Genomic DNA, 25,795 nt, shown 5'->3' on the forward strand with positions numbered 1-25,795 from the left:
CAGCCACCACGGACAGCTCGGCGAGTTTCCTCCACGTCGAGCGGCCTGCCCGACGAATTCCGCCAGAGACAGTCGACACACAATCGGATCAGACAGCGCCGCCCGTATCGGCAGAAGATCGATCTACTGCGCCCGAGCGCGCACCCGCGATCTCGAATTCGATATCCAGCTCGCGCAATCGCACAACAGGAAAGCTGACTCGTGTCGACAGCTTCGCTGAATTGCGCAGCGACTCCTCCTTAACGGCTCTCCCGCCCGTAGGGGTGGGAGATTTCCAGCTCAGACCGCAACCGAACCACCCACCCGAAGGGAGTGATCCAATTGTCTTACATCCTCGACACTGACGTGGCCCCGTTCTGCCACGGCCAGAATCACTCTGGCAGCGTTCCGATCCCGACTGTCGGCGTAACCGCAGTCCTGGCACCGGAAGTCTCTCTCGTGCAGTTCGAGTCGCTTGGTTCTCGCGAAACACCGGCTGCACGTCATGGTCGTGTAAGCGGGCCGGACCATCACCACCTTCCGCCCGGCCCGCACGGCACGCTCGACAAGTTCACGCTTGGCCGCACCGACCGCAGCATCAGCGGCCTTACGCGCCATGGTCGACTTGGCCAGAAACCTCGGCGCGAAGTCCTCGATGGCGATCAGATCGTGCGTGTCCACAACTCGCGCGGCCCACACCCGGGAATCATGGAGAGTCTGCCGGGCTGCCTTCTTCGCCAGCCGGGCAGCCCGCCGCTTGGCATCGCTATAGCCCCTGGACTGCGGTCGCCCCTTCCGGCGACGTCGCGCCATCGCGCGTTGTGCCTTCGCCAATTCGGCGGCGCACCGCTTCCGGTACCCCAAGTACGGCAGATCGAAGAACGGATCGGTGGTGGTCGCCGTGGTGGACACACCCCAGTCGATACCGATACCACCTTCACCATGGGGATGGACCGGGATGTCTCGGCACACCACGAACGAGGCATACCAGTGCTCCAGGCTGTCTCGATAGACGCGAACCGATGTAGGCGCCGAGGGGAGCACTCGTGACCACACCACCGGGACCGTGACACCCTTCGGCAACACCAAACGGCCCTCACGGATCGAGAACCCACGCGTCGTATATTCCAGCGACGGCGAGGAAGTCTTGCGGGACTTGAACTTCGGGCGACCCCGCCCAGCCACCGTGAACGAGTGATCCAGCGATCGCATGTAATCACGCAGCATCTGTTGCTGGGCAACCTGCGAACCTTGATGCAGCCACGGCATCGCCGCTCGTGCCCGAGTGAGCAGCTTCCCGAGCCGCGCGAACGTCGGCTTCTGCCCTGATCTCTGCTGGTGAACCGCTTCGTTCCACAACCAACGACAACGCCCCCACTCGGCCAGCAGCGCCTTCTCAGCGGCACCTCCTGGCCGAAGCCGATAGGTGTACCGGACTACCTCACCCACTCGAACATACTATCGAAAGAAGTTGGCATACGACTAACGCGCGCTTCTGCCTTTTCCTCTCCGCCGTAGCCGGGCCAATTATCCAAGGCAATGCTCGACGACGCCATCGAGCTTGGTTGTAGATGCCAATTTCCCCAGCCCGCGAACGGCCCATGAAACGAACTCGTCGTCCGCATGGGGCGACTAACTATGCCCACGCGGACAACGGGTTTCACGATAAGTTACTTCAGCGTGCTGCCCGCGTCGACCGTCATCGGCAAACCGGTGATGTACCGCGACTCGTCGGAGGCCAGGAACAGCACCGCATTGCTGATGTCCACCGGTTCTACCCAGCCGACCGGAAGTACGTGCATGAACTGCGCGACGGGAGCGAAATCCTCCTTGGTCGGGTTCTCCAGGTCCGGGCGGAACAGCTTCATGGTGGCGTCGTTCATGAACATCGGAGTGTTGACGTTCGTCGGATGTACCGAGTTCACGCGGATCGAATGCTGGCCCAGCTCCACCGCGAAGGCCCGCATCAGGCCGACCACGCCGTGTTTGGCGGCGATGTAGTGCCCCGTATTCGGGTACGCCTTGAGCCCGCCCACCGAGCTGGTCAGAATGATCGAGCCGCCGCGACCACCCGAAAGGACGTGCGGTATACCGGCTTTCGCCGTCTTCCAGACACCCGAGAGATTGATCCCGATCATGGTGTCCCAGTCCTGCTCGCTGGTCTTGTCCAGCGTTTCGCCGCCGTTGCCGATACCGGCGTTGGCCACGATGACATCCAACCGGCCCAGTTGCTCGACGCCGCTGTCGACCGCGGCCTTCAGCGCGTCGAAGTCGCGCACGTCGACCTCGGCGGTGACGACCCGGCGCCCCAAACCCTTGACCAGGTCGGCGGTCTCGGCCAGATCCGCGGGCGTGGACGCCGCGATGGCATCACTGCCGCTGACCGGTTTGCAGACATCCACCGCGATGATGTCCGCGCCTTCCTGCGCCAGCCGCACCGCGTGACTGCGGCCCTGACCGCGTGCCGCACCCGTGATGAAGGCGACCTTGCCTTCGACCCGTCCGGTCATTTCTTCCTCGATTCGTTGTGCTGTCGAAGTGGCCCGTCTCATGGAAGGGCCTGATGTGCAAGGGAATCCGCGCTTCAGGGATTCGGGGTGAAGGTGATGTGCAGATTGGACAGGCCGCGCAGGATGTAGGTCGGCTCGTAGTCGAAGCGCCGATCTGCCTCGGGACCGTGGTGTTCGGCGTCGATGCGGATGTCGAGCATCCGATCCAGGATCCGCTCGAGGGAGATCCGGCCCTCGGCCCGCGCCAGCGGCGATCCGGGACAGGTGTGGTTACCGCGCCCGAATGCCATGTGCTCGCGGAAGTTCTTGCGGTCCAACCGGAATTCGTGCGGGTTGTCGAACCGCCGCGGGTCCCGGTTCGCCGCACCGGGGCAGACCATGACTGTGGACCCGACCGGCAACTCGACGCCGCCGACCGTGGTGGCCCGCTTCGCCAGCCGGAATCCGCTCTTGACCGGCGCGTCCATCCGCAGCGATTCCTCGATGAAGACCGGGATCTTGCTGCGATCCGCGCGCAGTGCGTCCTGGATCTCGGGCCGCTCACCCAGAATCCGCAGCGCGGAGCCGAGCATCTTGGCGGTGGTCTCCTGTCCGGCGCCGAACAGGAAGGTCGCCGACCGGACGACGTCGATCACCTCGGGGGTGGACCCGTCCGGATACTTCGCCTGCGCCAGCTGTGTCAGCACGTCGTCCCGCGGATTCTCGCGGCGGTCGCTGATGTAGGCGCTGAACTTCTCGTCCAGCCATTCGAGCGGGTTGCCGACGACGATGTCGTCGTCCAGCGCACCGACCCGGGTGCCCGGACGCTCGGCGCCGAGCACGATGCGGAACTGCTGATGATCCTCCTCCGGAACACCCAACACATCGGCAACCACAAGCAGCGCAAAAGGTTTGGAGTACTCGGCGAGGAACTCGCAACTGCCGTTGCGCACGAACTCGTCCAGCTGGCGGTCCGCCAGCCGCCACATGAAGTCCTCGTTCTCCTTCAACCGCGCCGGGGTGAGCAGGCGGTTCAGCAGGGAACGCGCGTAGGTGTGCTGCGGCGGGTCCATCGTGACCATGTGCTCGGACATGGGCATCTGGGCGCGGTGCTGTTCGATCAGCGCGCCGATGTCGTCGCCCTCGATCTCGAACGGCAACGGCGGGAACGGGCCGCCCACCGAGATCACCGAGGAGAACAGGTCGGGATCCTTGAACACCTCGGCCGCTTCCTCGTATCCGGTGACCGCGTACACGCCGTGCTGCGACTCCTGCGCCACCGGGCACTTGGCACGCATGTGATCGAAGTACGGGTGCGGGTCGGGTACTAGCGACGGGTCGGTGAAGTAATCGACCGAATCGAAATCAACCATCCGGAGAACTCCTGAGTGAGCTGGGCAACATACGGATGGTAACACAGTTACTCGTATGCGCGAATGCCGTTCTCCTCCGGGTTCAGCCAAACCGGTCCAGCTGTGCAGACCAGCGGAATCACCAGAAAACGGGAGTTTCGCCCGCCACTGAGTGCACGGCGCGCCGCCGCCGGATGCACCGGGCACAGCCACCCGCGAACGCTCACATCGGCCCGTCGCACACCTGTCCGAGCCGGCGCATGACAAACTTGAGAATGACATTCTCACTATCTGCGAGACGGCTGGTTGTCGGATGATAGGAGAATGTTGTCATCGTCAGAATAATATCCCATTCTCCTATATAGTTCATCCATGTTCTCATCAGATGACCGGGGAACGAGGCGCCGGTGACCAGCCCGAGCGAGAAACCAGCCTGGAAGCAGCGCGCCGTCGAACGGTCGCTGCACACCGCCAAACTGCGTGCCGAGCAGCGGGTACAGCGGTTCCTGGACGCCGCCCAAGTGATCATCACCGAGAAGGGTTCGACGGACTTCACCGTTCAGGAGGTCGTCGACCGCTCCCGCCAGTCACTGCGCAGCTTCTACATGCAGTTCGACGGTAAGCACGAACTTCTGCTCGCTCTGTTCGAGGATGCGCTGAGCCGCACCGCCGATCAGTTGCGCGCCGCGGCCGACGGCCGCACCGAGCCACTGGACAAGTTGCGCACCACCGCGGTGCTGCTGTTCGAGCTGTGCCGGCCCGATCCGGATACCGCGCGACCGCTGTTCACCGATTTCGCACCGCAGCTGCTGATCTCGCATCCCGGTCACGTCAAGACCGCGCACGAGCCGATGCTCACGCTGTTCGCCGAACTGATGGATCTGGCCGGCGAGGCCGGGCAGCTGCGTTCGGAAATCGCGTCGCGGCGGACCGCGGCCATGCTCATGCAGACCCTGATGTTCATCGCGCAGGCCGCCGGAACGTCCGGAGACGAGGGCCAGCAGCCGATCACCGCCGAGGAGGCGTGGGACTTCTGCGCCTGCGGATTCGTCCGACGGGCCGAATAACGTTCCGCGGCAGAGTTGTTCGCGGCTGCGGCGGTCACCCTGCGGCGCGCCGGCCGGTCATTGCGGGGTGGATCGGCCGGTCGGTCGCCGAGAGTGCGAGCGCGGAGCCGCCGCGCCGGACGGCGACGATCTCCGCACCGATGGCCACGGCCGTCTCCGCGGGCGTCTGCCCGCCCAGTTCCAGGCCGATCGGTGAACGCAGACAACGCATTTCGCCCTCGGTGAGCCCGGCCTCCCGCAACCGGCGACGCCGATCGCGGTCCGCGCGCCGCGAACCCATAGCGCCGACATAGGCCACCGGCAGCCGCAACGCCGTCACGAGCACCGGGATGTCGAACTTCGGATCGTGCGTCAGCACGCAGATCACCGTGCGCGCGTCCACCGGAGTCGAGCGCAGATAGCGATCCGGCCACTCCCGCACCACCTCGTGCGCATCGGGTATCCGAGCCGGGTCCGCGAAGGCCGGGCGAGCCTCACAGACAGTCACCCGATAGCCGAGCAACCGCCCGACCCGCGCCAGCGCGACGGTGAAATCCGTTGCACCACAGATGATCATGCGCGGCAGCGTGGCGAAGGATGTCACGAACACCGTCCGCTCGCGATCGGCGCAGCCGACCACGTGCACACCGCTGGTCCCGGTATCGAGCATCGCCCGCGCCAGGCGCACGATCGACGGATCGAATTCCTGGCCGGTCATCTCACCCGAACCGAACGTCGCCATCGCACCCGACTCCAGGTCCCGCACCACCGCGACCGCCGCACGCGAGTCCAGCGCGGCCTCGACCGCCGGGCGCTCGGCCGCGGTGATCCGGTGCACGAAGATGTCCAGTTCGCCACCGCAGGTCAGGCCGACGGCGAAGGCCTCGGAATCGCTGAAGCCGAATCGGCGGCGCACCGGCGTGCCCGTCGCGATCACCTCCCGGCACAGGTCGTGGACCGCGCCCTCGACGCAGCCGCCCGAGACGCTCCCCCACACGATTCCCGACTCGTCCACCGCCATGGTGGTACCCACCGGGAGTGGTGCGCTGCCTTGCACGCCGACCACGGCCGCGAGGGCGTAGACGGTGTCCGCGGCATGCCATCGCAGCAGCTGCGTGCCGAGTTCGCGCACGATGACCTCCGGCGATCGTCGACCGCGGGCCGGGTGGACCCGCCGCGCCACCACCGAATCGGCGGCGCTTCACAAGTGGACGAGACTGTCATTCTCGTAGCACTATAATGTCATACTCATTATTGGCATATCCGACATCGGAGAGGCGCGAACCGTCATGGCAGACACCTGTTCGATACCCGACGTCCCCGCCGTGGGCGAAGGAGCGGCCCGATGATCTCGTCCAGCATGTTCCGCCGCACTACGCGGCCCCCGGATCGAGCCCGGCGATGACCGGCGCGCGGACCACCACCGGGACCGTCGGCGCCCGGGTACCGCGCATCGAGGACGCACGGCTGGTCACCGGCGCGGGCACCTTCGTCGACGACGTCACCCGCCCCGGCCTGGTGCACGCCTGCTTCGTACGCAGTCCACTCGCCCGCGCCCGCATCGGCGAGATCGATATCTCCGAGGCGCGGCGACTCGACGGCGTCCTGGCCGTCTATACCGCCGCGGATCTCAACCCCACCGCACGCGAGATCTCCTATGACCTGGACATGGTCGGCATGCCACCGGTGCCGCGCCCGCCGCTGGCCGAAGAGGAGGTGCGGTTCGTCGGTGATCCGGTCGCCCTGGTGATCGCGGCGGACCGGTACATCGCCGAGGACGCCGCCGAACTGGTGATCATCGACTACGAACCGCTGGACCCGGTGGTCGACTACGTCACCGCCGACGCGTCCCCGAATCTGGTGCACGCCGGATTCGCGGGCAATTCCGCCGGGGAGATGGGCGGGCGGCCCGCCGCCGACCTGGAGCCGATCTTCGACGCGGCCGCGCATGTGGTGCGCCAGAACATCTTTCAGCAGGCGTACCTGCCGGTGCCGATGGAGACCCGAGGGTTGGTCGCGGAGTGGTCCGCACCGATGGCGGAGATGACGGTGTGGATCTCCACGCAGTCCCCGCACGAGGTCCGCGCCTTCTGCGCGCGACTGGTCGGCGCGGACGAACACCAGGTCCGGGTGATCGCCCGCGACACCGGCGGCGGTTTCGGACTCAAGCAGCTGCCGCTGCGCGAGGAGACCTGTGTACTGCTCGCCGCGCGGGATCTGGGCCGCGCGGTGAAATGGATCGAGGACCGTCAGGAGAATCTGATGGCCTCGGGCATGTCCCGGCACGAACATGCCGAGGCCGCAATGGCTTTCGATGCCGATGGCCGGATCCTGGCGGCGTCCATCGCGCACGTGCAGAACGTCGGGGCGTATCCGACGCCGTCGCCGATCACCGGCGGCATCCCGGTCGGCATACTGTTCCCCGGACCGTATCGGATCACCGACACCTCCTTCAGTGCGAAGTTCCGGTACTCCAATACCGTCGGTCGGGTGGCCTATCGCGGGCCCTGGCAGTTCGAATCGGTCGCGCGCGAGGTGCTGCTCGATCACGCGGCGCGGCGGATCGGCATCGATCCGATCGAACTGCGCCGTCGAAATATGCTGCGCCGCGACGAATTACCGTGGGCGAACCCGAACGGCATGACCTACGACAACATCTCCCCGCTCGAAACGCTGGAGCAGGCCGTCGAGATGCTGGACTACGAGCGCTTCCGCCGCGACCAGCGCGATGCTCGCGCCCGGGGCCGCTATCTCGGCGTGGGCACCTGCACTTACGTGGAGCCGACCACCGGCGCCACCCCGTTCCTGGCTACCGAGGGAGCGACCATCCGGATCGAACCCACCGGGAAGGTCAACGTCTACGTCGCGGGCGGATCAGCGGGCAACAGCCTGGAGACGACCGTGGTCCAGCTCACCGCCGACGCCCTGGGCGCGACGCTGGCCGATGTGCGAACTATTCAGGGCGACACCGCGATCACACCGTTCGGCGGCGGCACCGGCGGCAGCCGCTCGGGTTCGATGACCGCGGGCGCGATCGAACAGACGGCCGCTGTGCTGCGCGAGAAGATCCGGGCGATCGCGGCGCATCGGCTGAACACCACGCCCGAGGAGATCGACCTCGCCGCCAGCCGCGCCACCGTGCGGGGAAATCCCGACGCCGGCCTGAGCCTGCGCGATATCGCCGATATCGCCTACTTCCAGCCGGACACTCTGCCGCCGGGCACGACGCCGGGACTCGAGGCCAGCGGGCGGCACAAGACGCCGCAGATCGCGATCTGGGCCAATGCGACGCACGTGTGCACCTGCGAGGTCGATATCGAGACCGGCGAGGTCACGCTGCTGCGCTACATCGTCAGTGAGGACTGTGGCCCGATGATCAATCCCAATGTGGTGGAGGGGCAGATCTACGGCGGAACCGTGCAGGGCATCGGCGGCGCGCTGTACGAACATCTGCCCTACGACGAGGACGGCAATCCCATCGCCACGACCTTCCTGGACTATCTGCTGCCGACCGCGACCGAGGTGCCCACGATCGAGGTCGGGCACGTGCAGACGCCAAGTCCGGGGCCAGGCAGTTTCAAGGGCGTCGGCGAAGGCGGCGCCATCGGTTCGGCCCCAGCGGTGCTCAATGCGGTCGCCGATGCACTCTCGCCGTTCGGCGTGGAGATCCGTGATCTGCCGCTCTCTCCCAGCCGGATCGCCGACATGCTCGATCGGGCGCGGGCCGAGGAGTCGAACCGATGAAACCCGCTGCCTTCGAATATCATTCGCCCGCGACTGCCGCCGAAGCCGTCACGCTGCTGGCCGAACTCGGCGAGGACGCCAAGATCATCGCGGGCGGGCAGAGCCTGGTGCCGATGCTCGCGCTGCGTCTGGCGGTATTCGACCATCTCGTCGATCTGCGTCGTCCGGGTGAACTCCGCGGGATCGAGGTCGGCCCGGATTCGGTGCGGATCGGCGCGGGCACGACGCATGCGGCCGTCGGCGCATCCGCCGAAATCCGCCGGACGGTGCCGCTGTTGTCGCGGGCCACCCCGCTGATCGGGCACTTCCAGATCCGCAATCGCGGCACGATCGGCGGCGCGATCGCCCATGCCGACGCGGCGGGCGAATATCCCGCTGTCGCGGCGACTCTCGACGCCGATGTCGAGACCCTGTCCCCGCGCGGGCGGCGCACGATCGCGGCCGCCGAGTTCTTCACCGGTATGTGGAGTACCGCGCTGGAACCGGATGAGATCGTCACCGCGATCCGATTCCCGGTGCGGCACGGGAGATCCGGCTTCGCCATCGAGGAGTTCGCCCGTCGCACCGGTGATTTCGCGATGGCGGGCGCGACCCTGGCGGTCCAGCTCGACGCGGACTCGCGAATCTCCCACTGCGCCATCGGATTGTTCGGCCTGGCGCCGACTCCGGTCCGGGCGCGCGAGACCGAGGCCGAGCTGCTCGGCCGTCCGGTCGCCGAGGTCACGGCCCCGGAGGTCGGCGCGAGCGCGACAGCGGGACTGAAGGCGATTCCGGCCGATGTGCACGGTTCGGCCGAGTACCGCCGTCGGCTCGGAACGGCCATGGTGGCGCGGGCATGGCGCCGCGCCGTACAGGAGGCAAGTGATGACTGATTCGGATATCGAGGTTCGCGTCAACGGTGCGCGACACCGGGATCGGGTGCCGCCGCGGCTGACCCTGGCCGACTACCTGCGCGAGCGGTGTGGCCTGACCGGCACCCATCTGGGGTGTGAACACGGCGTCTGCGGTGCGTGCACGGTACTGGTGGACGGCGCGGCCGTGCGCTCGTGCTTGATGTTCGCCGTGCAGGCCGACGGTTCGGAAGTCACCACGGTCGAGGGAATCGGTGAACCGGGCGGTGAACTGTCCGCAGTACAAGCGGCCTTCCGGGACGAGCACGGTCTGCAATGCGGTTTCTGCACGCCCGGCTTCATCGTCACCGCCACCGCCTTCCTGGTCGAGAATCCGAACCCCACCGACGCCGAGATCCGCGAGGCGATATCCGGAAACCTGTGCCGCTGCACGGGATATCAGGGCATCGTCCGCGCGGTCCGCGCCGCCGCCGACTCGAACCACACCGCCGCCGCGCCCACCGCGCAGCAGGCGTGAGCACACAAAGGATCTGGCGATGAAACTCGACAACACCTTCAGCATCCCGGTTCCGGTGGCGCAGGCATGGCCCGTCCTGCTGGATCTGGAACGAATCGCGCCCTGCGTTCCGGGCGCGACCATCACCTCGCGCGACGGCGACGATTTCCACGGACGGATCAAGGTCAAATTGGGTCCCGTGGGGCTGAGCTACAGCGGCATCATCACCGTGGTCTCGCAGGACGAATCCGCCGGCATCGCCGTGCTCGAGGGCCGCGGCCGGGAAGTTCGCGGCAACGGCACGGCCAAGGCGACCATCACCTGCCGCCTGGTCGAATCTGACGGCGCGACAGACGTTTTCGTCGACACCGAACTGTCGATCACCGGGAAGCCCGCCCAGTTCGGGCGCGGCGCGCTCGCCGATGTGGCGGGCACCCTGATCGGCCAGTTCGCCACCAATCTCGCCGCGGAGATCACCGCGGCGGCGCAGCATTCGGCGGCGGACTCCCTCTCCCCGTCCGCCGCGGGCATCTCACCGGACGCATCGGAGCACACTCCCGCGCCCACACCCGGCGCGGCGGCGACCCCGTCGCCCCGCACACCCGCCGAGCCGATCGATCTACTCGCCACCGCGGGCGCGACTTCGACGGCGCGATATGTCGGGATCGCACTACTGGTGGTCGCCGGTCTGCTATTCGCGCTGCTCAGGCGCAGGCGATCTACTCACGCGGCCGATTGAGACCGCATCATCCGGGAGGAAGAAAGTGTTGTCACGTGACGATGGCGTCACGCTCCGAGGGCCTCTCGGCGGTACGGCGGTGCAGACGCCGCCCCGTCGCATCAGGCACATCCGGATCGAAGCCGGTGCGGTCTCGGCGGACTACCAGGCATGCGCCGAACAGATCGCGGACATCGTCGCGGAATTACGCACGAACGCCGGCATCATCGTCACGGTCGACGACGACGTCCGGCCGGATCTTCCCTCCCTGCCCTGCGCGGGCCTGTGGGACTGACCTCGTTCATGCCGAGTCGCCGCGTCCTGTCCGGGCGCGGCACGACTTCCGGCGAGTTCTCGCTCAGCCGACCGGACTGAGATCCGCACCCACCGGCGGGAAGGACGACAGCCCGCTGCGGAAAACCTCGGTGGTCCCGACCGAGGTCACCGGCCGCGCGGCCGCGGTCAAAGCCTGAGCCTTGAACGCCTGCGCGGCGACACTCAACCGGTGCAGTACCGGATCGACCCGATGCTCGGGCGGTGTCGGCCAACCCTCGCCCCAGACCACGACCTCGATTCCGCCGTCGCCCAGCGCCTTGAGCAGACCGCGCCGCGCACGCGGATCCCCTTGGCACACATCGCAAGCCACTGCCAGCGCATGCGGCCTGCGGCCCTGCCCGTGTGAGGCGAGCACCTCCTCGAGCGCGATCGCGTCCGCGCCGAGTATGCGCAGCGGCCGCGGGTCCGAGGGATCGGCAACCAGAACGGTGACCTCCCAGCCCGCGATCGAGCGGTCGAACAGCCAGCCCCCGGCGTGTTCGACGACATCGGCCACGCTGGTAGCCACGACGTCGAGCCGGTACCGCATGGTTCCCCGCTGGTCGCCGGATTGATCGGCGTCGGTCAGTTCACCGGATCGTCCGGAGCCAGATCGCGAGCCAGTGACTTCGTGTACTCGGCGAACACCTCGGGCAGCGGGATCGAGTGATCGAGCAGCCATGACATCTCCATTCCATTGATGAAAGCGACGATTTCCATAGCTCGGATGTCGGGATCGACGTCGGCCCGATACCGTCCGGTCTCCTGATTGCGACGGATGATGTCGGCGACGATGCCGACCGCCACTTTCCATCGGTCGAGCATGCGGTCGTGCAGTGGAGCCTCGGGCACCAAGTTCTCCACGAGCAGCACCACGAAGGTGCCCACCAGATCGGGCGAGCGTTCCATGCGGTCGGCGACCTTGCGAATCTCCACGACAAGATCACCGCTCAGGTCGGTATCGGCGGCGTCGTCGGCGTCACGGGCGTCCAGCACCGCGTGCAGCAGTTGGTCCTTGGACTGGAAGTGATGCAGCAGTCCGGCCGGACTCACTCCGGCTTCGCCCGCGATCTGCGCCAGAGTCGTACTGCGCCAACCATTCCGGGTCAGCAGCCGCTGGGCGACCTCCAGGATGCGCTGTCGGCGGTCTTCGCCCTTGGCGCGTAGCGAGGCATAGGGACGAGGATCGGTCACGAGAAGCTCTCTTCCATAAAACCTAGTGAACACACAGTAGGTTGGTTGGCGCGATGTGACAAGGGTCTCGAGCGAACAAGTCCGGCGCACCCGTCGCGACCAGCCCACTTACCGCCGCGACGCCGTCAATCCTCCCCGAGCTGACCGAGCCGCGACAGTTGACGATAACCTCATTCTCGCAGGTTGATCAGCATAAATAGGGCCAACTTCGGCCAAGTTTGCTGCATCTGCCTCTCCATATGTGATAACTTCATTCCCACCGGGATTCACGGTCTCCGGGCACAGCACTCGCGGCCTCCGGGCACAGGGCTGGGGAGCCGCGCGAGCACCACAGGGCCGCGCCGGGCCACCGCCCGAACCAGCCCGGCCGACCGTCGACCAGACACCGATCCCGCGAAACCAGAACTCCCTTGGAGGGTCAAGATGTCGGTTCCCACCAGCAGCGCTTCGTTGTACCCGCCCGGCGGATTCGGGCCACCGAAGGATCGTCGCGGCCACGCGGAGGGCTCGGTGGGTCTGCCCGAGGGCACCGAGGTCTTCTCGGCCGACAACCACATCTCCCTGGCCGACGACATCTTCTACGAGCGGTTCCCGGAGAACATGAAGGACCGCGCGCCGCGCGTCTGGTACGAGGACGGCGCGTTCCAGATCGGCCGCAAGGGACGCTCGTTCCTGCCCGGCGACTTCAGCAGCGTGCTCATGCAGTACGACCCGCTGGACGGTTCCGGCAGCGCGAATTTCTCGGCACGCGCCGCCGATCTGCGCGCGGACGGCATCGCCAAGGAGCTCGCTTTCCCGAATGCGTTGCTGGCCTTGCTGTTCTACCCGGACAAGGAGGTCCGCGAGCTGGCGTTCCGGGTGTACAACGAGTACATCGCCGATCTCCAGGAACGTTCCGGCGGCAGCTTCTACGGCGTCGGATTGATCAACTGGTGGGACCCGGCCGGTACCCGCCGCACCCTGGACGAGCTGAAATCGTTGGGGCTCAAGACATTCCTGCTGCCGCTGTCGGCCGGCAAGGACGACGACGGCAACGTCATCGACTACGGCAGCACCGCGATGATCCCGATGTGGGACGCGATCGAGGAGTCCGGCGTGCCGGTCTCCCACCACATCGGCGAATCCCCGCTGTCCGCACCGTGCGAGGTCAACAGCGTGGTGGTCGGCATGATGCACAATGTCGCGCCGTTCCGGGAGTTGTTCTCCAAGTACGTGTTCAGTGGCATCATCGATCGGCATCCGGGCCTGAGCATCGGCTGGTTCGAAGGCGGCATCAACTGGGTGCCCTCGGCCATTCAGGACGCCGAGCACATGAACGCCTCCTACAAGCACATGTACAACCGGCCGATCGACCACGAGGTGCGCTACTACTGGGACAACCACATGCGTGCGTCGTTCATGGTGGATCCGCTGGGGCTGTCGCTGATCGACCACATCGGGCGCGATCGGGTCATGTGGTCCTCGGACTATCCGCACAACGAGAGCACCTGGGGTTACTCGGAGAAGTCGCTGGCCAGTGTGGTCGAGGCGGTCGGGCCGCAGGACGCGGCCAAGATCGTCAGCGGTAACATCACCGATTTCCTGGGCCTGCGGTCATGACATCGTCCACCACCGGCACACCGGCGCTCGTGATCCCCGACGTGCCCGATCGGGCGCGCATGCGTCGCGAGACCGGCGCGCGGCTGCGCTCGGCCATGGCCGCTCAGGGAATCGACGCGCTGGTCCTGCTGAACAACAGCAATGTCGTCTACGCCACCGGGGCCAACTGGCCGCTCGGCGACGCGGGTCTGTCCCATGTCGAGCGACCGGTCGCGGTCGTGGTCGCGGGTGATCCGTGGCCGCATCTGTTCCTGCCGTTCCGGGAGGGGACCTCGGCCGAGGCCGATCTGCCCGCGGACCATCTACACGGGCCGGTCTATCTCGAATTCGACGAGGGTGTAGCGGAATTCGCGAAGATCCTCGCGGACCTGATCCCGTCCGGATCGGCCGTCGCGGTCGACGAGTCCACCGGGGCGATGCTGCGGGCGCACAAGGAACTGTTCCCGGGCGGCGCGCCGACCGACGCCATGCTGGTCGTCGGACCGGCCAAGCTGATCAAGACCCCCGACGAGATCGCCTGCATCCGCACGGCGGCCCGCATCACCGATCAGGCCATGGTCGACGTGCAGGCGGCCCTTGCCCCCGGACGCCGCCAGATCGATCTGTCCGCGCGCTTCGTGCGCCGGGCATTCGAACTCGGCGCAACCGCCACCATGCTCGATGCGATCTGGCAGGTCATGCCGGACACCAAGGCCGAGGGCGTGTGGACCACACACGGCGATCTGGCGCTGCCGCTGATCACCACCGAACGCGAACTCGCCGCCGGTGACGTGCTGTGGACCGACGTCAGCATCACCTACGGCGGCTACTGCTCCGATTTCGGCCGCACCTGGACCGTCGGCGCGGAGCCGAATGCGCGCCAGCACAAGCAGTTCGAGCGCTGGCACGAGATTCTGACCGCGGTCCTGGAGGTCACCCGCGCCGGGGCCACCGCCGCGGATCTGGCCCGCGCGGCCACGGCCGCCAACGGCGGGGTGAAACCCTGGCTGCCGCATTTCTACCTCGGTCACGGGATCGGGGTCAGCGCGGCCGAAACACCCATGATCGGAACGGATCTCGGCGCGGAGTTCGACGAGAACTTCGTCTTCGAACCGAACATGGTGCTGGTCCTGGAGCCGGTCGTCTGGGAGGACGGCACCGGCGGCTATCGAAGCGAGGAAATCATCGTGATCACCGAAGAGGGCTCGATCGCCCTGACCGACTACCCGTACGCGCCCTATGGGCACTGAGGTGATGCCGGACGATCGCGCCCTGCGGCATGGGCGGCGCGATCGCGCACTGGCACAGATGAAAGCCCATGACCTGGACGTCCTCGTGCTCGGCCGGCAGGCCAACGCCCGATACGTCGCCGGCGCGCCGCAGCTGTGGGTCGCCGGAACCCGGCCGTTCGGCCCGGTGGCCACCGTGGTGCGCGAGACCGGCGCGGTCCATCTGCTCAGCACCTGGGACGAGGGCATGCCCGAGGACATTCCGCACGATCATCTGTACGGGATGATGTGGAATCCGATGAATACCATGGCGGCACTTCGGGATATCCCGGGCGCGTCGACGGCGGTGCGGGTCGGGACCGATGCGATCTCGCCGAATTTCGCCAAGCTGCTGCCGCTGGCATTCCCGAACGCCGAGTTCGTGGACGGCGAGTCGGCCATGCGTACTGCCCGGCGGATCAAGACCGCCGAGGAGATCGAGGTACTGCGCGGCACGTTGCGGGTCGCCGAGGCGGGGCTGGCCGCGGCTGTGGCCGAACTCGCGCCCGGCAGCGGTGAGCAGAATCTGACCGGTGTGCTGCTCGAGGCGATGACGGCGGGCGGTATCAGTACGCCGGCGTCGCAGGATTCGGTCTGGGTCACCTCCAAGGAGCATCCGTGGCGGCGGGCCGGCGCGGACCGGCGGGCGCACGAGGGCGATCTGGTGGCGTTCTCGGCCGGAGTCCTCGGCGACGGGTACATCGGCGAGATCGGCCGGACGTATCCGGTCGGTGCGGCCGGTGACCAGACCCGAAAGCTGTACCGGCGCTGGGATGCGTTGCAGGCCAGGCTGATCGAGGCCTGCCGCCCGGGTGCGTCGGCCGCGGGTCTGCTCGCGGCCTACGAACTCGCGGGCGAGCCGCTGCCCGCGATGCCGGTCGCGCGCGGACTCGGGATGGGTTTCGATCCGCCCGTGGTCTCACCGCATCTGCGTGCCACGGCCGAGGCCGAACGGCTCGAGCCGGGCATGGTGCTGTCGGTCACCGGCTACGTCTGGGAATCCGGGCTGGGCGCGGTGTTCGGCCGGGACGCGGTGCTGATCACCGATGACAGCTGCGAGGTGCTCACCTCCGCACCCCACTGGGAACACTGATCGGCCCGAGGCGCTATGCCTCGGGTTCGGTGTCCCCCATCATTTTCGGCAAAGGAGTCGAGCATGTCCGAATCCGAGCAGCCCTCGGCAGAGGAGATCATCCGCTACGAGAAGGATACGAAGACCAGGATCGCGACGATCACCTTCGACCGGCCCGACCAGCTCAACGCGCCCACCGCAGCGGCCCGATTGCGTTATGCGGATCTGCTGCACCGGGCCAGCGTCGACGACGAGGTGAAGGTGCTGGTCGTGCGGGGCGCGGGCGATGATTTCGGCACAGGCGCGGATTTGCCGGAATTCATGGAGATGCAGAACGATCCGTCCCAGAAGCGCCGGCTGGCCGAGTTCCGGATCGGCGAGGACGAGGTGCGGTATCCGCCGAAGGATTCCTTCCGGCACGGCGCGACCATCAGCCAGTGGTACGCCAACGCCTCGGCCGGATGCCGCAGCCTGCAGGAATTCAAGAAGATCAGCATCGTGGAGACCAAGGGGTACTGCTACGGCTGGCATTTCTACCAGGCCGCCGACGCGGATCTGGTGATCTCCTCCGACGACGCGCTGTTCGGGCATCCCTCGTTCCGCTACTACGGCTGGGGGCCGCGGATGTGGACCTGGGCGCAGACGATGGGGCTGCGGCGTTTTCAGGAGATGGTGTTCACCGGACGCGCCTTCACCGCGCAGGAGATGTACGAGTGCAACTTCCTGAACAAGGTGGTCCCCCGCGCCGAACTCGAGGCCGAGACCGAGAAGTACGCGCTGGCCTGCTCGCGCAACCGCCCTACCGACACAGTCTTCATGCAGAAGGTGTTCTTCGAGGTGATGAAGCAGCATCAGGGCGAGTACATGGGCAGCCTGCTGAGCGGATTCTTCGAATCGATGGGCGGGCACATCCGCGCCGACGACGACGAACTCATGCTGGACAACGCGTTCGAGGGCGGGCTGAACAACTCGGTCAAGGACAACGACGCACAGTTCCCACCGGATTTCCGGCTGAGCAGGTCGGGCCGGAACAAGAAGGCGTAGCCGCGGCCAGCGTGCGGCGAAAGTCGGTGAGCGAGAATGTCATCCAGGCAAACCACCCGCGCGTCGGTCGAGCCGCCGCTGCGCGGCTGTGTCGTGATCGATCTGTCCAGCCAGATCGCGGGCGGGTACTGCACGAAAATGCTGCGCGACGGCGGTGCGCAGGTGATCAAGGTCGAACCGCCCGAGGGTGATTCGCTGCGATCCTGGTCCGCCTCCGGCGCGGCCATCGAGAACGGTTGCGACGGTGCGTTGTTCAGCTTCCTGGCCGGCGGCAAGGAGAGTGTGAGCGCGGATCCGGATCGCACCGAGGATCTGGATCTGGTCGACACCCTGCTGGATTCGGCCGATGTGGTGGTCTGGTCGCCGGGCTCGCGGCTGGCCGAGCATCCTCGGCTGAGCGTGTCCGCGATCCGCCGCGCGCATCGGCATCTGGTGGTCACCGCGATCACACCGTTCGGGCTAGAAGGTCCCTGGAGTGACCGCGCCGCAACGGAATTCACGTTGCAGGCTTGGTCCGGCGGCATCGTCGGGCTCGGCCGCGGCGCACCCGAGCAGGCGCCGGTATACATCGGCGGCCGGGCGGGCGAATGGTTCGCCGGGGCGTACGCGTCGGCGGCCACCATGACCTCGCGGCTGCGCACGCTGGGATCCGGGACCGGTGAACTGGTCGATCTGTCCATCCTGGAGACGCAGATTCTCGGGCTCACCTATTTTCCGGTGTCGTTCCACGAGGCGCTGGACCGGCCGTTCCGCACGCAGCGGCGGTTGAGCGTGCCGGGTGTGGCGAGCGCGGCCGATGGGATGGTCGCGCTGGGCTGCGGCACCTCGCAGCAGTGGTTCGATCTGTGCGCGATGGTCGGACATCCGGAGTGGATCGATGAGGACACCGATCTGTCCATCACCGAGCGGGCGAACAAGAATGCTCCGGAGATCTTCGCGTGGCTGGCCGAACAGCCCGCCGAAGTGATCCGGGATCTGGCCTCCGCGTTCCGGATTCCGAACGGTCCGGTGGTCAACGGGGCCAATGCGACCACGATGGATCATCACATCGCCCGCGACGCCTTCACGGTGAATCCGCGCGACGGATTCGTCCAGCCGCGACCGCCGTATCGCCCGCAACCGAGCTGGTCGAACGATCCGCTGCCCGCGCCGCGAGTCGGCGAGCACACCGCCCGGTATCGCGCCGCGCGCCCGGAACGCCATGACGCGCGCCCCGCGGCGACCCTGAATCCTCTTCCGTTCCAGGAACTTCGAGTACTGGACCTGACCGCCTACTGGGCCGGCCCGGCCTGCACGCACTATCTGGCCATGCTCGGCGCGGAGGTCATCCACGTCGAATCGGCCACCCGACCCGACGGCACCCGACTCATCGCCGGTGTGCCCGCGACGCAGGAGCAGTGGTGGGAGTACTCACCGATCTTCTCCGCGATAAACACCAACAAGAAGAGCATCACCCTGGACTTCCGCTCCCAGCGCGGACGGGAGCTGCTCGCGCGCCTGGCCGCCACCTGCGATGTGATCGTGGAGAACTACACACCACGGGTGCTCGACCAGATCGGGCTGGATTACGCCGCGGTGCAACAGCTCAGGCCCGATACGATCATGGTCCGCATGCCAGGCTTCGGCCTGGACGGACCGTGGCGCGACAATCCCGCCTTCGCGTACGTCATCGAGGACACCTCCGGGCTGACCTGGCTCACCGGATATCGGGATCGAAATCCGTTGGAGCCCTATTCGATCGGCGACCCCAACGCCGCTGTGCACGCTGTCAACGCCCTGCTGTTGGCGCTGGAACACCGCCGCCGCACCGGAAACGGCATGCTCGTGGAGGCGGCGATGGTGGACGCCGCCTTGAACATCGCCGCCGAACAGGTCATCGAATTCTCCGCCTACGGCGCACTATTGGAGCGCGACGGCAACCACGGCCCCTCGGCCGCCCCGCAGAATCTCTATCGAGCCTCGGGCACAGACGAATTCGGGCGTGAGGACTGCTGGGTCGCCATCGCCGTCAGTACCGACGACCAGTGGCGCGCCCTGTCCAAGGCACTGGGCGATCCGTCCTGGGCCCAGTCCCCAGATCTGTCCTCGGCCACCGGGCGCCGCCGCGAACACGATGCGATAGATGCACACCTGGCCGAGTGGTGCGCGGCCCGCGACAGCGACGAGATAGTCCGAATCCTCTGGGACGCAGAGATTCCCGTCGCCAAGGTCATGCAACCGCACCGCCAGACCGAAATCCCCCAACTGGACGCGCGAAACTTCTTCGAACCCGTCTCGCACCCCGTCGCCCGGACCGCCCGGCACAGCACCGTCCCCATCCGCTTCTCCGCCGGCCCCGACCGGTTCCACCGCTCCCCCGCCCCGCTACTGGGACAGCATACCGCCGAGGTCTTCACGGCACTGGGGCTGACCGAGACGGAGATCTTCGAACTCGAGGCCGATGGCGTCATCGGCGGCACTCCCGCGGTCGTCCGCACATCCGCGAAATCCGACTGACCCGTCGGATCTTCTCGGCAACGACGGGACGAGCCGATCCGCTGGTTCGACGTGTCACGCGAGGTGGAGTCGGGCTGAAATATACGAGAGCACAACTCGTCAGCGCCGCTATACCATGGCGAGATCGTCTGTTTCACAGCCAGTCTCGGGGTGGGGTCATGAGTTCGACACGGGTACCAGCGGAGTTGCGCATTCGGCACAAGCCACCGGACGGGTATGTGCGCCGGTGATCACGAGCGTGCTCGTGCTGTCGGCCTTCTGCGCGTTGGTCGTCTGCAGCCTCTACTTCCTGCTGAAGCTGCACTGGTGGGCACTGCTGGGCCTGGTGCCGATGCTGCTCGTCTTTCCCTTCGGCACGATCGAATTCCTCCAGAACATCACCCGGGCCACGATGTACCGTGCCACCACCACCGAGCTCATCATGTCCTGGCGCTGGCGCCGGAACTGGCCGGAGATCGAGTGGATGTCGTTCGGCGGGAAGTACGGTGCCGAGTACCGGGTCGGCCTGCGCGACGGCAAAAACAAGAGCTTCCGCCCGATCGGCGGCTACGACGTGCAGTGGTGGGAGTTCTTCGACTACATCGGCAAGGTGGCGCCACACGTCCGCTTCCTCGACCGGCGCGACCACGACCGGGCCTGGCGCCGGCAACATTCAGGGCCGAGCGCGACCGACCAACCGGCCCGCCACCGCCAGCGCATACCCCAGCTCCTCGCCCCGATCGGGCTGCTCGCCCTGCTCTTCGGCGGCCTGCTCTTCTTCATCTGGAATTCCGCCGAACCCGGCCGCGCCATGTGCGAAGACAAGGTGATGTCACCGGGCGACAAATGCGTCTCCCTGAACGGCGGGACCACCACAACCTACGAGGAAGAACTCGCCACCAGCAGCCGACAGCACGACGAAGCCCCGATCGCCCTCGCCGTCGCCGCCGGCGGCGCCGTGCTGCTCGTCGGCTCGGTGATCGTGCTGTTCGCCACCAGCCGCAGCGAGAAGGAGGACGAAGACCCCGACCTGCCCCCGGTCAAGGCTTACCAAGCCGTCGACCGAGGCTGACCTCGCGACGCCCGCTGTCGGGGCTGGAGACCGCACTGAACCCTCTCACCTGCAATAGAGGGCCTACTCGCGCCGGACCGCGCACACCGGAGATTCTCGGACCACCCGAACCATCGCAGTCCGGGCAACTCCGCGAAGGACCCGATGCTGTTGATGTGGCGGTCGGTGGCCGGGCGGCACCGAAAACAGCGGCCCGGCAACGAATTCAGCGGGTCGTCGCGGGCAAGGTCTCCCAGCCGCGGACGGTCGAGGTGGGTGAGAGTTTGGCCGCGGACAGGTCGACCTCCCACTCCGGGAATCGCTTCAGGATCTCCTCCAGCGCGATCCGGCCCTCGAGCCGGGCCAGGGCGGAGCCCATGCAGTAGTGCGTGCCGACGCTGAAGGTCAGGTGCTGGCGAGTGTCGCGGTGGATGTCGAAGACGTCGCCGTCGGGGGCGAAGTGGCGGTGGTCGCGATTGGCCGCGCCGATCAGCAGCATCATCGCGCTGCCCTGGGGCACCGTGCGGCCGTACAGCTCGACGTCGCGGGTGACGTACCGCGCGACATGCGGCGCGGGCGGTTCGAAACGCAGCAGCTCCTCCACGGCGTTCGGGATCAGCGCCGGATTCTCGACCAGCTGCCTGCGCTGATCGGGATGTTCGGCGAGAACCTTTCCGGCCCAGCCGATCAGCCGCGTGGTGGTCTCGTTGCCCGCACCGGACACGACGTTGACGTAGGTCAGCAGTTCCTCGCGGGTCAACCGCCGCACGGTGCCGGTCTCGTCGGCGAATTCGACGTTCAGCAGCTCGGTCATGATGTCGTCGGACGGATGCTCCGCGCGCCAGTCGATGTACGCGCCGAAGATGTCGCCGGTGGCCATGCCCTCCGAGGCGGCCTTCATCGGCTTGCCCTCCTCGGTGCGCATCTGCTCGTTGGCGAAATCGCGGATGGCCTCCTGGTCCTGCTCCGGAATGCCCACCAGCATGCCGATGACGCGCATCGGCATCTGCGCGCCGATATCGGCGATGAAATCCAGTTTCCCGGTGCCCACGTGCGGGTCCAGGCTGCGCGCGCAGAATTCCCGGATCTTGTCCTCCAGCTCCCGGATCTTGCGCGGAGTGAACATGCGCGACAACAACTTCCGGTGGATGTCGTGGATCGGCGGGTCCTCGAAGATCAGCACGCCCGGCGGAATCGGGATATCGGCCTTGATCAGCTCGATGATCGCGCCCTTGGCCGAGCTGTAGGTGCCGTGATCCAGCAACGCCGCGTTCACGTCCTCGAACCGGCTCAGCGCGTAGAAGTCGTGCTGCTCGTTGTAGTAGAGCGGTTCCTCCTCGCGCAGCCGTTTGAACATCGGATAGGGATCCGCGTTGAGCTGTACGTCGTAAGGGTCGTAGTAGACGTCACTGGCCGCGCTGGTGGTCACAGAGGTTCACCTCTCGCAGAAAAGTCATCGCGCTCGGTGCGGGCGGGCTTCAGCCGGGACCGAGTCGTCGGGGAAAGTACTACTTAGTGTAAATGCGACAGTACGCTGTCGCAACTGATCTTCTCATATCTCGAGAGTCTCATTCTCATCGAGAATCGGGCAGAACGCGGCCGCCCCCGACCCGAGCTGGCACGAGGGGTCGGGGGCGGGGCGGAAGCCCGGGCGCTACCAGGCCACGGGCAACTCGTAGAGGCCGTAGGCGAGCCGATCGTGCTTGAACTCGACCTGATCGAACGGAATCGCCAGCCGCAGTGTGGGAATCCGGCGTACCAGCGTCTGGAAGACGATCTGCAACTCCGCACGCGCGAGCTGCTGTCCGACGCACTGGTGCGGGCCGAAACCGAAGCCCACGTGCTGCGCCGCGGGACGGGTCAGATCCAGCTTGTCCGGCTGATCCCAGGCCTTCTCGTCCCAGTTGGCCGGGGCCAGGTCCAGGATCAGCCCGTCTCCCGCGCGGATGGTCTCCCCCGCGATCTCGATATCCGCCACCGCGACCCGCCGCTGGCCGTTCTGGATGACACTCAGATAGCGCATCAGCTCCTCGACCGCGTTGGCGACCACCTTGGGATCCTCGGTATCGCGCAGCAGTGCGAACTGGTCCGGATTCTCCAGCAGCGCAAGGACACCCAGCGAGATCATGTTCGAGCTGGTCTCATGCCCGGCGATGAGCACGCCGGTGCCCAGCGCCGATGCCTCCTTCATATCGATCTCCCCGGCGCGCACGCGTTCGGCGATATCGGAGACCAGATCCTCGGCGGGCTCGTCCAGCTTCTTCTTGACCAGATCGATCAGGTAGAGCGCCAAACCCATCCGGCTCTCTTCGGCCTGCTCCTTGGTGGCGAAGCGGTCGACACTGGTGACGGCCTGCGCCTGGAAGTATTCGTGATCCTCGTACGGCACCCCGAGCATCTCGCTGATCATCAGCGTCGGCACCGGAAGCGCGAGTCCCGCAACCAGATCCGCGGGCTGCGGCCCGGCCAGCAGCTTATCGATGTGGTCGTCGGTGATCTGCTGGATGGCCGAGCGCAAGGCCTCGACCCGCTTGAAGGTGAATGGTTTGGTGAGCATCCGGCGGTACCGGCTGTGCTCCTCGCCGTCGGTGGTGAACAGCGACTTCGGGCGGCTGTCGACGATCGCGGCCATACCCTCGTTCCAGTGCGGGAATCCGGCCACGTGGTCGTTCACGCTGACCCGCGGATCGGACATCAGCGCCTTGAATTCGGCATGCCCGGTCACCAGCCAGGGGGTGCTGCCGTCCCAGATCCGCACCCGGTTGAGCGGTTTGTCCCGGCCCAGCCGGGTCGCCTCGGGCGGCGGCGCGAACGGGCACCCGGGCGACCGCAGCATCGGATATTCGGGGACTTCCGTGGTCGCGGTGGTCTCATCGGTCAACGCTTCGGACACTTCTCACTCCTGATGATCGGCTGCGGGGCGAACCGCAGAAGGTCGGTTCATTCCTCGATCTGGATGGCCAGTGCGGGACACATCGCCGCCGCGTGCCGAACGTCCTCGGCGAGTTCGGCCGGCGGATTCTCATCGAGCAGGATGACGATGCCGTCATCGTCGCGCTGATCGAACACCGCGCCCGCGTGCATGACGCAGTGCCCGGCCGCGATGCATTTGACTTGATCGACAGTCACTTTCATCGGGACCTACTTCCTAGGATGAATGCGCAGAGGTCAGCGCCGGACCGGGGGCGGACTGCGCGTCCACCAGGGTCTGGCGCTGCATGCGGGCTTGTTTGGGCATATTCCAACCGAGCACCGCCGTCGGGATTCCGTCGCGCTCGTACCGCACGAGGAAGCGCCCCTGTGCGGGATCGCCCTCCACGACAGTGGCCCGAGCGTCGGGTGTGACGGTGCCGTGCACCTGGATCTTGACCTCGAACTGGTCGGTCCAGAAGTACGGAATCGGCCGGTAGACATCCTCGGCGCCGAGGATATTGGCCGCGACCACCGCGGCCTGTTCGGCCGCGTGGGTGCGATTCTCGAGTCGGACAGCGGAATTCGCGCCCCGATCGGGCCAGCGGGCGACATCGCCGACCGCGTACACGCCCTCGGCCGCACGGCATCGCGCATCGCAGACCACGCCACGATCGAGCCTCAGGCCGCTGCCGGCGAGCCAGTCGGTCGCGGGCACCGCGCCGATGGCCACGACCACCAGATCGGCGGGCAGTGTTCGCGAATCCGCCAGGCGCACACCGGAAACCCGGCGATCACGACCGAGAATGCTTTCCACCCCGACCCCGAGTCGCAACCCGACCCCGTGCCGGGTGTGCAGTGCGGCCAGCTCCGCGGCGACCAGATCGCCGAGTTGTGCGGCCATCGGCGCGTGCAGCGGTCCGGTCATGGTGACCTCGAGGCCGCATTGTCTTGCCGTGGCCGAGATTTCGGCGCCGAGCACACCTTCGCCGACGACGACCACGCGTGGGGCCGCGGCGAATTCGTTCCGCAGGGCCAGGGCGTCGTCGAGGGTGCGCAGGACGTGCACCCCGCTCACCCCGTCGGGCACGGGCAGTGTCCGGGGAGTCGCGCCGGTGGCGATCACGATGGTGTCCGCGACGATCGGACCGGCCGTGGTCCGCACCGTGCGACTGGGCAGATCCAACGACAGGGCGCGCTGCCCCAGCAGCAGATCAACGTCCAGACCGGCCAGCATGCGCGGGGCGCGCAGCAGTGTGCGCTCCGGACGCCAAGCGCCGGAAAGGATCTGCTTGGACAGCGGCGGACGATCGTAGGGCAGGTGCGGCTCGTCGCCGACGACCGTGATGCGATCACGGAAACCTCGGCGGCGCAACGCCTCCACCGTGTTCAGCCCCGAAACCGAGGCCCCGACGACGAGCACTCCGGTGCGCCGGGTCCGGGTGGATGTGGTCATATCGCTTCCTCTCGGGTGACCGGAGCCAGATACAACCCGGTGATCGCATCGATCAACCCCACCGCGGTCTCCGCCCAGCTCGTGCGATACACGAGGGTGTCGTCCGCGAGCGCGCGCTCGCGCTCGGCGCAGCTGTGCACGATCAGCAAGCGCGCCATGGCGTTTCGCTCCCGGTGCAGTTGCGGCGACAGCTCCGGCAGACACCGCTGCAGACCTTCCACGATGCGCACCACCGACGGCGAGGCCAGCGACTCGTCCGAGATCAGGTCGCGGAAGACCGGATCGGGCATGAGCTGGGCGCTGAATCGCGCGTACCACGTCGGATTGCCCAGTACCGCGAGATGTCCGGTGACGGGACGGACCAGACAGCCCACCCAGTCCCGCAGGCCGGCCGAATCGTCCAGGCCCTGAACCATCTCCCGGCACAGCTGTTCGGTGTGCGCGTGATGTTTGCGCACGATCGCGCGCACCAGGTCGGCTTTACCGCCGAAGTGGTAGCCGACCGCGGTGTTGTTGCCCTGCCCCGCGGCCTCGCTCACCTGACGGTTCGACACCGCCGCGATCCCGCGCTCGGCGAACAGGCGTTCCGCGGCGGTGAGGATGGCTTCCCGCGTGGTGTCCACGCGCCCGGATCGAACGGATCCCATCATGTGCCCCTTCGGATCTGCCGTCTGGACCGCGAGCCGACCTGGACCGATCGAGCGCGGCGGAATCACATTCTCGATTCCGATCACGGGATTACCTCCAGTCAACGCTT

23 protein-coding genes are annotated in these 25,795 nt (G+C 66.8%); 12 read left to right on the forward strand and 11 right to left on the reverse strand.

Features of this window, described 5'->3' with window-relative positions; genetic code table 11:
- Positions 1-279 precede the first annotated feature (279 nt).
- From NV1_RS08180 to NV1_RS08190, 3 genes are all read right to left on the reverse strand, one after another.
- Positions 280-1,428 (reverse strand): RNA-guided endonuclease InsQ/TnpB family protein, encoded by a 1,149-nt coding sequence (locus NV1_RS08180; protein WP_067887371.1) that lies wholly within the window; start codon positions 1,426-1,428, stop codon positions 280-282.
- A gap of 221 nt (positions 1,429-1,649) precedes the next feature.
- Positions 1,650-2,489 (reverse strand): mycofactocin-coupled SDR family oxidoreductase, encoded by an 840-nt coding sequence (locus NV1_RS08185; protein ID WP_067887374.1) that lies wholly within the window; start codon positions 2,487-2,489, stop codon positions 1,650-1,652.
- Between the two features lie 74 nt (positions 2,490-2,563).
- Positions 2,564-3,841 carry a cytochrome P450 gene (locus tag NV1_RS08190; RefSeq protein ID WP_067887376.1) on the reverse strand — a complete coding sequence of 426 codons (1,278 nt, stop codon included), beginning with the start codon at positions 3,839-3,841 and terminating at the stop codon, positions 2,564-2,566.
- A 386-nt stretch (positions 3,842-4,227) separates the two neighbouring features.
- Between NV1_RS08190 and NV1_RS08195 the strand changes: the two genes are divergently transcribed.
- Positions 4,228-4,887 carry a TetR/AcrR family transcriptional regulator gene (locus tag NV1_RS08195; protein ID WP_067887379.1) on the forward strand — a complete coding sequence of 220 codons (660 nt, stop codon included), beginning with the start codon at positions 4,228-4,230 and terminating at the stop codon, positions 4,885-4,887.
- 34 nt (positions 4,888-4,921) lie between these two features.
- Here NV1_RS08195 and NV1_RS08200 read toward each other — a convergent pair whose 3' ends face one another.
- Complete coding sequence (locus NV1_RS08200; RefSeq protein WP_067887587.1) at positions 4,922-5,998, reverse strand: XdhC family protein; 1,077 nt, start codon at positions 5,996-5,998, stop codon at positions 4,922-4,924.
- A gap of 269 nt (positions 5,999-6,267) precedes the next feature.
- Between NV1_RS08200 and NV1_RS08205 the strand changes: the two genes are divergently transcribed.
- Genes NV1_RS08205 through NV1_RS08225 form a run of 5 tightly spaced genes read left to right on the forward strand, consistent with a single transcriptional unit; the run spans position 6,268 to position 10,970 of the window.
- Positions 6,268-8,610, forward strand: coding sequence for a xanthine dehydrogenase family protein molybdopterin-binding subunit (locus tag NV1_RS08205; RefSeq protein WP_067887382.1), 2,343 nt, complete (start codon positions 6,268-6,270; stop codon positions 8,608-8,610).
- A complete protein-coding gene (locus NV1_RS08210; protein ID WP_067887386.1) occupies positions 8,607-9,482 on the forward strand; it encodes an FAD binding domain-containing protein in 876 nt (291 codons plus the stop codon). The genes NV1_RS08205 and NV1_RS08210 overlap by 4 nt, the downstream gene beginning before the upstream one ends.
- Entirely contained in the window at positions 9,475-9,978 is a 504-nt protein-coding gene (locus NV1_RS08215; protein WP_067887389.1) for a (2Fe-2S)-binding protein, read from the forward strand. Before NV1_RS08210 ends, NV1_RS08215 begins: the two co-directional genes overlap by 8 nt.
- Positions 9,979-9,997: 19 nt before the next feature.
- Positions 9,998-10,696 carry an SRPBCC family protein gene (locus NV1_RS08220; RefSeq protein ID WP_067887393.1) on the forward strand — a complete coding sequence of 233 codons (699 nt, stop codon included), beginning with the start codon at positions 9,998-10,000 and terminating at the stop codon, positions 10,694-10,696.
- 28 nt (positions 10,697-10,724) lie between these two features.
- Entirely contained in the window at positions 10,725-10,970 is a 246-nt protein-coding gene (locus tag NV1_RS08225) for a hypothetical protein (RefSeq protein ID WP_157116700.1), read from the forward strand.
- Positions 10,971-11,033: 63 nt separating this feature from the next.
- Here NV1_RS08225 and NV1_RS08230 read toward each other — a convergent pair whose 3' ends face one another.
- Together NV1_RS08230 and NV1_RS08235 are read right to left on the reverse strand one after the other, a co-directional pair.
- Positions 11,034-11,540, reverse strand: a complete 507-nt coding sequence (locus NV1_RS08230) for a hypothetical protein (protein WP_067887401.1) — start codon at positions 11,538-11,540, stop codon at positions 11,034-11,036.
- A 35-nt stretch (positions 11,541-11,575) separates the two neighbouring features.
- Entirely contained in the window at positions 11,576-12,184 is a 609-nt protein-coding gene (locus NV1_RS08235; RefSeq protein ID WP_067887403.1) for a TetR/AcrR family transcriptional regulator, read from the reverse strand.
- A gap of 423 nt (positions 12,185-12,607) precedes the next feature.
- Here NV1_RS08235 and NV1_RS08240 point away from each other — a divergent pair, with 423 nt between their 5' ends.
- The 6 genes from NV1_RS08240 to NV1_RS08265 all read left to right on the forward strand — a co-directional run bounded on the left by NV1_RS08240 (position 12,608) and on the right by NV1_RS08265 (position 20,693).
- Positions 12,608-13,783, forward strand: coding sequence for an amidohydrolase family protein (locus tag NV1_RS08240; protein ID WP_067887406.1), 1,176 nt, complete (start codon positions 12,608-12,610; stop codon positions 13,781-13,783).
- Positions 13,780-15,012: a M24 family metallopeptidase gene (locus NV1_RS08245; RefSeq protein ID WP_067887409.1), complete on the forward strand. Its 1,233-nt coding sequence runs from the start codon at positions 13,780-13,782 to the stop codon at positions 15,010-15,012. The genes NV1_RS08240 and NV1_RS08245 overlap by 4 nt, the downstream gene beginning before the upstream one ends.
- Positions 15,002-16,123, forward strand: a complete 1,122-nt coding sequence (locus tag NV1_RS08250) for a M24 family metallopeptidase (protein WP_067887412.1) — start codon at positions 15,002-15,004, stop codon at positions 16,121-16,123. Before NV1_RS08245 ends, NV1_RS08250 begins: the two co-directional genes overlap by 11 nt.
- Before the next feature lie 63 nt (positions 16,124-16,186).
- The gene (locus NV1_RS08255) at positions 16,187-17,146 is read left to right on the forward strand and encodes an enoyl-CoA hydratase/isomerase family protein (RefSeq protein WP_067887415.1); all 960 of its coding nucleotides are present in this window, start codon (positions 16,187-16,189) and stop codon (positions 17,144-17,146) included.
- A 36-nt stretch (positions 17,147-17,182) separates the two neighbouring features.
- Positions 17,183-19,642, forward strand: a complete 2,460-nt coding sequence (locus tag NV1_RS08260) for a CaiB/BaiF CoA-transferase family protein (protein WP_067887418.1) — start codon at positions 17,183-17,185, stop codon at positions 19,640-19,642.
- Between the two features lie 226 nt (positions 19,643-19,868).
- The gene (locus NV1_RS08265) at positions 19,869-20,693 is read left to right on the forward strand and encodes a hypothetical protein (protein ID WP_067887421.1); all 825 of its coding nucleotides are present in this window, start codon (positions 19,869-19,871) and stop codon (positions 20,691-20,693) included.
- Positions 20,694-20,898: 205 nt separating this feature from the next.
- Here NV1_RS08265 and NV1_RS08270 read toward each other — a convergent pair whose 3' ends face one another.
- From NV1_RS08270 to NV1_RS08290, 5 genes are all read right to left on the reverse strand, one after another.
- On the reverse strand, positions 20,899-22,101 hold the full coding sequence (locus NV1_RS08270; protein ID WP_067887424.1) for a cytochrome P450: 1,203 nt from the start codon (positions 22,099-22,101) through the stop codon (positions 20,899-20,901).
- A gap of 225 nt (positions 22,102-22,326) precedes the next feature.
- Positions 22,327-23,565 carry a cytochrome P450 gene (locus NV1_RS08275; RefSeq protein ID WP_067887427.1) on the reverse strand — a complete coding sequence of 413 codons (1,239 nt, stop codon included), beginning with the start codon at positions 23,563-23,565 and terminating at the stop codon, positions 22,327-22,329.
- A gap of 47 nt (positions 23,566-23,612) precedes the next feature.
- A complete protein-coding gene (locus NV1_RS08280) occupies positions 23,613-23,807 on the reverse strand; it encodes a ferredoxin (RefSeq protein ID WP_067887430.1) in 195 nt (64 codons plus the stop codon).
- A 13-nt stretch (positions 23,808-23,820) separates the two neighbouring features.
- Positions 23,821-25,038, reverse strand: a complete 1,218-nt coding sequence (locus tag NV1_RS08285) for an NAD(P)/FAD-dependent oxidoreductase (protein WP_067887433.1) — start codon at positions 25,036-25,038, stop codon at positions 23,821-23,823.
- Positions 25,035-25,685, reverse strand: coding sequence for a TetR/AcrR family transcriptional regulator (locus NV1_RS08290; RefSeq protein ID WP_373864596.1), 651 nt, complete (start codon positions 25,683-25,685; stop codon positions 25,035-25,037). The genes NV1_RS08285 and NV1_RS08290 overlap by 4 nt, the downstream gene beginning before the upstream one ends.
- Positions 25,686-25,795 lie beyond the last annotated feature (110 nt).

The sequence above is a fragment of the Nocardia vaccinii NBRC 15922 genome (genome assembly GCF_001613305.1).
GTDB classification, from domain to species: Bacteria; Actinomycetota; Actinomycetes; order Mycobacteriales; family Mycobacteriaceae; genus Nocardia; species Nocardia vaccinii.

Excerpts from the sequence above, each read along its gene's own strand:
- NV1_RS08290 (WP_373864596.1), bottom strand. The coding sequence starts at position 25,685 with ATGGGATCCGTTCGATCCGGGCGCGTGGACACCACGCGGGAAGCCATC.
- NV1_RS08240 (WP_067887406.1), top strand. The coding sequence starts at position 12,608 with ATGTCGGTTCCCACCAGCAGCGCTTCGTTGTACCCGCCCGGCGGATTC.
- NV1_RS08220 (WP_067887393.1), top strand. The coding sequence starts at position 9,998 with ATGAAACTCGACAACACCTTCAGCATCCCGGTTCCGGTGGCGCAGGCA.
- NV1_RS08185 (WP_067887374.1), bottom strand. The coding sequence starts at position 2,489 with ATGACCGGACGGGTCGAAGGCAAGGTCGCCTTCATCACGGGTGCGGCA.
- NV1_RS08245 (WP_067887409.1), top strand. The coding sequence starts at position 13,780 with ATGACATCGTCCACCACCGGCACACCGGCGCTCGTGATCCCCGACGTG.
- NV1_RS08255 (WP_067887415.1), top strand. The coding sequence starts at position 16,187 with ATGTCCGAATCCGAGCAGCCCTCGGCAGAGGAGATCATCCGCTACGAG.
- NV1_RS08205 (WP_067887382.1), top strand. The coding sequence starts at position 6,268 with ATGACCGGCGCGCGGACCACCACCGGGACCGTCGGCGCCCGGGTACCG.
- NV1_RS08215 (WP_067887389.1), top strand. The coding sequence starts at position 9,475 with ATGACTGATTCGGATATCGAGGTTCGCGTCAACGGTGCGCGACACCGG.
- NV1_RS08285 (WP_067887433.1), bottom strand. The coding sequence starts at position 25,038 with ATGACCACATCCACCCGGACCCGGCGCACCGGAGTGCTCGTCGTCGGG.
- NV1_RS08260 (WP_067887418.1), top strand. The coding sequence starts at position 17,183 with ATGTCATCCAGGCAAACCACCCGCGCGTCGGTCGAGCCGCCGCTGCGC.
- NV1_RS08210 (WP_067887386.1), top strand. The coding sequence starts at position 8,607 with ATGAAACCCGCTGCCTTCGAATATCATTCGCCCGCGACTGCCGCCGAA.
- NV1_RS08280 (WP_067887430.1), bottom strand. The coding sequence starts at position 23,807 with ATGAAAGTGACTGTCGATCAAGTCAAATGCATCGCGGCCGGGCACTGC.
- NV1_RS08190 (WP_067887376.1), bottom strand. The coding sequence starts at position 3,841 with ATGGTTGATTTCGATTCGGTCGATTACTTCACCGACCCGTCGCTAGTA.
- NV1_RS08230 (WP_067887401.1), bottom strand. The coding sequence starts at position 11,540 with ATGCGGTACCGGCTCGACGTCGTGGCTACCAGCGTGGCCGATGTCGTC.
- NV1_RS08250 (WP_067887412.1), top strand. The coding sequence starts at position 15,002 with ATGGGCACTGAGGTGATGCCGGACGATCGCGCCCTGCGGCATGGGCGG.